The sequence below is a fragment of the Candidatus Hydrogenedentota bacterium genome (assembly GCA_012523015.1).
In the GTDB taxonomy this organism is placed as follows: Bacteria; Hydrogenedentota; Hydrogenedentia; order Hydrogenedentales; family CAITNO01; genus JAAYBJ01.
This window is the reverse complement of the sequence record JAAYJI010000118.1, coordinates 1-2,342: the sequence shown is the minus strand read 5'-3', so window position 1 is coordinate 2,342 and position 2,342 is coordinate 1. Positions and strand designations below refer to the sequence as shown.

Sequence of the window (2,342 nt, the reverse complement as noted above, 5' to 3'; positions counted from 1 at the left end):
TTGAAGGTATTTCCTGCTGTCTGCCCAAAGGCGCGTTCTATGCATTCCCAGATATATCTGCTTTTGGCATCCCTTCTGAAGAGTTTGCAAACAGACTTCTTGAGGAAGCCGGAGTAGCGGCGGCCTGGGGGACGGCATTTGGAAAGTTTGGGGAGGGCTATATGAGACTTTCCTATGCTAACTCACTCGATAATCTGAAGATAGCGGTTGAGAGGATAGAAAAGTTTACTAAAACGCTGTGAGAGTATAATTATAAAAACAAATAAGCTCGGGCGCTCGCAAATTGCTTTGCGGGCGCCTTTATATGTAACTATATCTAATGCTTACTGAATAATCACACAAAGTGTATAGGGACGGACAAGGCGAAGAAAAGATGATAAACTTAGTGCAAGGTAAAGCGGAGAAAAGCTTGCACTTGGAGAGCGTGAGAATGTACAAATACGACAGCGGGCAGCTAAGTCTGTCAGAATTCGGTCAGCCGGTTGGGATGCGTCTGCGAGAAGATAACCGATGGGTACAGAAGGCAAAAACTGTTCCATGGGGCGCAATCGAGCATCGGTATGCTGCACTGTTCAAAAATAGAAAAGGCAATGTGGCGAAACCGCTTCGGCTGGCGCTGGGGGCCTGCCTGATTCAGGCGGAATATGGCTACTCCGATGTTGAGGTTGCAACGATGATCCAAGAACATCCGTATTTGCAGTACTTCTGCGGATACAAGGAGTATGACGACAGCAAACTGCCCTTCGATCCATCCTTGATGGTATATTTCCGCAAGCGATTGACCCCTGAAATACTGGGAGAAATCAATGAAATGATCATTGCGGGGCGGGATTCATCTCCAACGGCTTCGGAAGATGATGATGATGACCAAAACAAGGGCACCATGATCGTTGATGCAACCTGTGCGCCCTCACAAATCAAATATCCAACCGACAGCGCGCTGCTAAACGAGGCTCGAGAAAACACGGAGGCTATGATTGACGAAATGCATACGGTGGGCGAAAAGAAGCCCCGCACCTATCGCAAACGCGCCCGCAAGGACTATCTCGCTCTGGCCCGAAGCCGCAAGCCGGGTGCAAAGAAAATCCGCAAAGCGATCGGAAAACAACTGAACTATCTGCGCCGCAATCTGGGAACAATTGAGGTTATGCTGGAATCTGGCGGCGTATTATCCGAGCGCGGACAGGCTCGTCTGGAGACTGTGCAAAAGCTGTATGAGCAACAGAAGTACATGTACGATGAACGTACCCATAGTGTGCCAGATCGGATTGTAAGCTTGAGTCAGCCATGGCTTCGCCCGATTGTGCGCGGAAAGGCCGGGGCAGCGGTAGAATTTGGCGCAAAGCTTGATATCAGCGTTGTGAACGGCTGGACTCGAATGGAGGTTTTCTCCTTCGACGCCTACAACGAATCCGGTGGACTGAAGGAAATGATTCAGCGGTACCGTCGGCGAACAGGACATTATCCTGAGAGGATTCTGGCGGATAAAGTCTACCGCAACCGTGATAACCTTGCATACTGCAAGGGACATGGTATCCGCCTGTCTGGCCCGGCACCGGGGCGTCCGAAAAAGGGTGCTCCCGCAGACAAAAAGCAAAACTACATCGATGAATGCGAACGTGTGGAGGGTGAGCGGCGGTTCAGTCTGGCAAAGCGTAAGTGCGGCCTCGGCCTCATCACCGCCAGGCTGGAGGCCACCGCCTGCCACTGCATTGCAATTTCCATTCTCGCACTGAACCTCAGGCGGATTCAGTGTGCGCTGATAAATTTCTTTTTCATGTTCCTTGATTTTTGCCGCTTGGGATGTTTGAACGGAAATTTGAGGTTTGTTCAGTAGGCATTATCTATGGCCAAATCGATACTGTTGAGTGACAAAATAAAAAAGAGCCTTTGAAAAAGAAGGCCGCTTGTGTTAAACTTAGCTTGAATCTAAAAGAGAGCAAGACAATTACGGTGGCGTCTAAAAAGATATCATATCGGGTTTTGAAATCTCAAAGGAGATTATTTAGATGACATTATTGCAACTAAAATATTTTCAGTCGGTCTGTAGATATGACAGTGTTTCCAAGGCGGCGGAGTCATTGAATATTTCGCAGCCGGCAATTTCGATAGCAATCAAGGAATTGGAGGAAGAATTCGGCGTTAGTCTGTTTATTAGGGATAAAAAACGTTTGGTTCTGACCACCGAGGGAACATTTTTTTTGAACAAAGTTTCAGAAATACAGCCTCAAATCGATTCACTTAGCAGGCTTATGGCTGATCTTGGGAATAAGGAGCGAGTACTCAATTTAAGCGTAATCCCCATGAGCGGAAGCAACCTGATTATAGACAGCCTTCACAGG

Annotated in this window: 3 protein-coding genes; all 3 read left to right on the top strand. The window is 48.0% G+C overall.

Annotation, left to right across the window (positions count from 1 at the left end; genetic code table 11):
- Positions 1-242, top strand: a 242-nt coding sequence (locus GX117_05145) for an aminotransferase class I/II-fold pyridoxal phosphate-dependent enzyme (protein NLO32729.1), incomplete at its 5' end; no start/stop codon positions are given.
- A gap of 188 nt (positions 243-430) precedes the next feature.
- Complete coding sequence (locus GX117_05140) at positions 431-1,837, top strand: IS5 family transposase (GenBank protein NLO32728.1); 1,407 nt, start codon at positions 431-433, stop codon at positions 1,835-1,837.
- A 172-nt stretch (positions 1,838-2,009) separates the two neighbouring features.
- A partial coding sequence (locus GX117_05135; GenBank protein NLO32727.1) for a LysR family transcriptional regulator occupies positions 2,010-2,342 on the top strand: 333 nt, incomplete at its 3' end.

What these genes read in the sequence shown, in the direction of transcription:
- GX117_05140 (NLO32728.1), top strand. Translation starts at nt 431, where the DNA reads ATGTACAAATACGACAGCGGGCAGCTAAGTCTGTCAGAATTCGGTCAG.